The 4,376-nt window shown below is 43.0% G+C and carries 5 protein-coding genes; all 5 read left to right on the forward strand.

The annotated features are described in order from the left end of the window. The first annotated feature begins 285 nt into the window (after positions 1-285). The 5 genes from U9Q08_00815 (at position 286) to U9Q08_00835 (ending at position 4,125) form a co-directional block, all read left to right on the forward strand. A complete protein-coding gene (locus U9Q08_00815; GenBank protein ID MEA3328274.1) occupies positions 286-432 on the forward strand; it encodes a DUF5679 domain-containing protein in 147 nt (48 codons plus the stop codon). 92 nt (positions 433-524) lie between these two features. Next, positions 525-872, forward strand: coding sequence for a ribosome silencing factor (gene rsfS / locus U9Q08_00820; protein MEA3328275.1), 348 nt, complete (start codon positions 525-527; stop codon positions 870-872). Then, the gene (gene argS, locus U9Q08_00825; GenBank protein MEA3328276.1) at positions 869-2,551 is read left to right on the forward strand and encodes an arginine--tRNA ligase; all 1,683 of its coding nucleotides are present in this window, start codon (positions 869-871) and stop codon (positions 2,549-2,551) included. Before rsfS ends, argS begins: the two co-directional genes overlap by 4 nt. 6 nt (positions 2,552-2,557) lie before the next feature. Further along, positions 2,558-2,938 carry a PilZ domain-containing protein gene (locus U9Q08_00830; protein MEA3328277.1) on the forward strand — a complete coding sequence of 127 codons (381 nt, stop codon included), beginning with the start codon at positions 2,558-2,560 and terminating at the stop codon, positions 2,936-2,938. After that, positions 2,938-4,125, forward strand: coding sequence for an LL-diaminopimelate aminotransferase (locus U9Q08_00835; protein MEA3328278.1), 1,188 nt, complete (start codon positions 2,938-2,940; stop codon positions 4,123-4,125). Before U9Q08_00830 ends, U9Q08_00835 begins: the two co-directional genes overlap by 1 nt. Positions 4,126-4,376 lie beyond the last annotated feature (251 nt).

Raw genomic sequence — 4,376 nt, forward strand, 5'->3', positions numbered from 1 at the left:
TGTCATCCTGAGGGAGCCTAAGCGTAGGTGTCATCCTGAGGGAGCGTAAGCGACCGAAGGATCTCCCATAAAACCGTGTTTTCTGAGATTCTTCGGCCTTCGGCCTCAGAATGACTTTTTTAGCGTTATTATTTTTAATTTCGGTTAAGGTATGCACTTTTAAAACTTAAATCGCTCTAAAACTGCGCACTTTTAATTCGTAGATAACAGGGCACGATATAATTCTTGACAAAAATCAGCCAATATAGTATAGTAAATTCAATTTGAATTGAGGAGGTGAGAATTTTGGAAGCATATTGTGTAAAATGTAAAAGTAAAAAGGAAATGAAGGACGCCCAAAAAGTTACCATGAAGAATGGAAGACCGGCTATGAAGGGCAAATGTCCAGACTGCGGCACGGGAATGTATCGAATATTAAAACCTGGAGCTTAATTATATTTTTGACATCAAAGAGGCATGTCGAGTAAGATTAGACAAAAGCGGCATGCCTTTTTAAATGAGCAAAGGATTTATGGAGTAAGGAGGTGGAAGTTATAGATTCAGGAGAAAAATCCTTGATTTGTGCCCGGGCCTGCCGGGACAAAAAAGGAGAGAATATTCTTTTAATCGATTTAAAGAAGATTTCTAATTTTACCGATTTTTTTGTTATCTGTGACGGCCAATCAGACAGGCATCTTAAAGCTATAGCCGACAACATATTAGGTGAATTAAAGCATTTCAATATTCGGGTTTGGCATATTGATGGTTACCGGGAAGGTAGGTGGATCTTACTCGATTATAACGATGTTATTGTTCATATATTTTGTAAGGAACTGCGGTCTTTTTATGACTTAGAGCGGTTATGGTCAAAGGCCCCCAGGAGTGCTTTGTGAGCCAAAGGATAGAAGAGGAGATCATTATTTTAGTCAATAAGGCAGTAGACAGGCTTAAAACCAAAGGCCTGCTTCCTGCTGAATCTGCCGGCCGGATAAAGCTGGAAACTCCCAAGAATGAATCAGTCGGGGATCTTTCGACAAACCTTGCTATGGATATTGCCCGCCGGACTAAGATACCTTCAACCAAGGTCGCTGAGCTGATTGTTGGCGAGATTAAAAATAGATTCGGGCAAACCCCTCTTCTTACCAGTAAGCTTAAAAAGATCGAGATCAAACCCCCGGGATTTATAAATTTTTTCTTAAACGTAAGATATTTGTATAATGTCTTATTCGAGATAAAAAGATCCAATAAAAATTATGGAAGGTCAAATATCGGCAGGCGCAGGCGTGTTCAGGTTGAATTTGTCAGCGCTAATCCCACCGGGCCCCTGACCATAGCTCATGGCCGTCAGGCGGCAGTAGGCGATAGCTTGGCTAATATCCTGCGGGTGAACGGGTACCGGGTCAGCAAAGAATATTACATTAATGACCAGGGCAGCCAGATCGAACTTTTAGGCAGCTCTGTAAAAGCCCGATATTTCGAGATATTTGAAAAGGATTGCTCCTTCCCGGAAAATGGATATAAGGGCCAATATATCAGGGCGATAGCCCGGAAAATCGCCGATAAATACGGGCCTAGATATCTTAATTCCTCAGATAAAAAGACATTAAGCTTCTTTTCAGGATACGCGTTAAAGGTGATTCTGAGCGGAATCAAGAAAGACCTTAAGGAATTCAAGGTAAATTTTGATAGTTGGTTTTCACAGGCCGCATTTAGTAAAACAGGCAGGGTTAAAAAAACGCTTCAGGATTTGAACAAAAGGGGTTATCTTTACAACAAGGACGGAGCTACCTGGCTTGAGTCAACACGTTTTGGCGATGACAAAGATCGGGTTTTGATAAAACAAGATAGTAGTTTTACCTATATCACCCCTGACATAGCTTATCACCGGGACAAATTCAGGCGCGGTTTTAAAAAGATTATTGATATCTGGGGGCCGGACCATCACGGGTATATTCCCCGGTTAAAAGCAGCTATGCAGGCCCTGGGTTATCCCAGGGGAGCATTATCAATGCTTATTGTCCAATTAGTTACCATATATGACCGGGGCAAGATCCTGGCGATGTCTACCAGGATGGGCGAGTTTGTTACCCTCGGGCAGCTTGTAAAGGAAACGGGCCTTGATGCGAGCCGTTTTTTCTTCTTGATGAGGAAGAGAGATTCGCATTTTGATTTTGATCTGGACCTGGCCCGCAAAGAATCAGAAGATAACCCGGTATATTATGTCCAGTATGCCTATGCCAGGGTTTGCAGTATTGTCCGGTTTTCCCGCCGGAGAATAAATACGAAGATTAATCCGTTTTTGCTTGATAAATCCGAGGAAATCCGTATAATAAAGATTCTGAGGTCTTATCCGGAAATTGTCTGCAGCAGCGCAAAGTCTCTTGAGCCGCAGCAGGTCACGCTTTATGTCCGCACGCTGGCTAAAAGCTTTCATAACTTTTATACCAAATACCGGGTAGTTACCAAAGATGCTCGTTTGACAACAGCCAGACTTCTTCTCGTTGATTGTGTGAGGATTGTTTTGAAGAATTGTCTGGATTTATTGGGAGTTGCAGCTCCAGAAAAGATGTGAGTAGATATGTCTGATCAATTAGAGAGAAGAAAATATCCCAGGGCAAAGGCGGATATTAGCCTTAAGATAGCCCGGACCGGCGAAATTGTCCAGAGCAAAATCCATGACATAAGTTGTTCCGGGATCCATTGCCAATTGAATCAGCCGATAAAATTAATGACCAAGGTGGTGATTATCCTGCTTCTCCCTCGTATTGCCGGTGAGAAGATCGATGATTTTGATAAGATCAAAGGCCAGGGTGTAGTAGTTAGAATCCAGGAAGTTGCTGAAAGAGACGAGATTCTTTATAATACAGCTGTATTTTTTACCGACCTGAGCAAAAAAGATAAGGATAAAATAACCCGTTTTGTGGAATACAAACTTTCAGAACAGGAGAAGGATTTCTAATGATTCATGAAGCAAACAGATTAAAACGGCTTCCCCCTTATCTGTTTACCATTATTGACAGCTTGAAACGCGAGGTAAAAGCGCAAGGGACAGATATTATTGACTTGGGAATGGGAAACCCTGATCAGGGCGCTCCGGATTATATTGTCGAAGAGCTTTGCCGGGCTGCCAGAATGAAAAGCACCCATCGCTATTCGCGCTTTGACGACGAAGTGGAACAAAAACTAAGGCAGGCTATTGCCAACCGGTACAAGGATGTGTTTAACGTAGATTTAGACCCCCAGACCGAAGTTTTACCGTTAATCGGCTCCAAAGAAGGCATAGCCCATCTCTCGCTTTCATTTCTTAACAATGATGATATTGCCTTAGTGCCGTCTCCGGCGTATCCGGTTCATTTTAACGGCGTAATCATGGCCGGAGGTATCCTTTATAATATTCCGTTGAAAAAAGAGAATGGGTTTAAACCGGATCTAAGATCCCTGGGCAAAGAGATAGTCAAGATGAGCAAGCTCCTTTTCTTGAGCTATCCGCACAATCCAACCGCTGCGGTTGTCGATTTAGGGTTTTTTAAAGAGATGGTCGCTTGGGCGCGCTCCAAAGATATTATTATCGGCCACGACTTGGCATATTCCGATATAGTCTTTGATGGATATAAAGCCCCTAGTATACTGCAGGTCAAAGGAGCAAAAAAGATGGGGATCGAATTTCATACTCTTTCTAAGAGTTATAACATGGCTGGCTGGCGGATTGGCTACTGTGTAGGCAATGCCGATATTTTAAAAGTATTGGCTAAGACCAAGAGTTATATTGACTTTGGTATGTTCCAGGCTGTACAGTGGGCTGCGATAAAGGCGCTGAACGGTCCTCAGGATTGTGTCAAGCAGGCAGTTCAGATGTATCAGCTCCGGCGGGATGTATTGGTTGATAACCTCCGGAAGGTCGGCTGGGATGTAGAGCGGCCCAAGGCAACTTTTTATGTCTGGGCGCATATTCCCTTGAAGTACAGTGCATTGACTTCAATGGAATTTACCTCTTTTCTGCTTAAGGAAACAGGGGTAGTGGTGGCGCCGGGAATCGGATTTGGCGAATATGGCGAAGGCTATATTCGGTTTGCCCTGGTTGAGCCGGAAGACAGGATAAAAGAAGCCGTAAACAGGATAGGGAAATTGCTAAAAATAGAAAGCTAAAAAACGGTTAGTAACCTTTACTTTACTAAAACGCACCAGAACAAAGGTGCGTTTTTTTATGTTAGCTAAATTTTAAAACTGCACAGTTTAAAGTTTAAAACTGCACACCCCCTAAGTCCTTAATTAGGTGTCATCCTGAGGGAGCGTAAGCGTAGGTGTCATCCTGAGGGAGCGTAAGCGACCGAAGGATCTCATAAAACCGTGTTTTCTGAGATTCTTCGGCCTTCGGCCTCAGAATGACCTTTAAGGTG

The sequence above is a fragment of the Candidatus Omnitrophota bacterium genome (assembly GCA_034717435.1).
Taxonomy (GTDB): Bacteria; Omnitrophota; JAUWXU01; order JAUWXU01; family JAUWXU01; genus JAYELI01.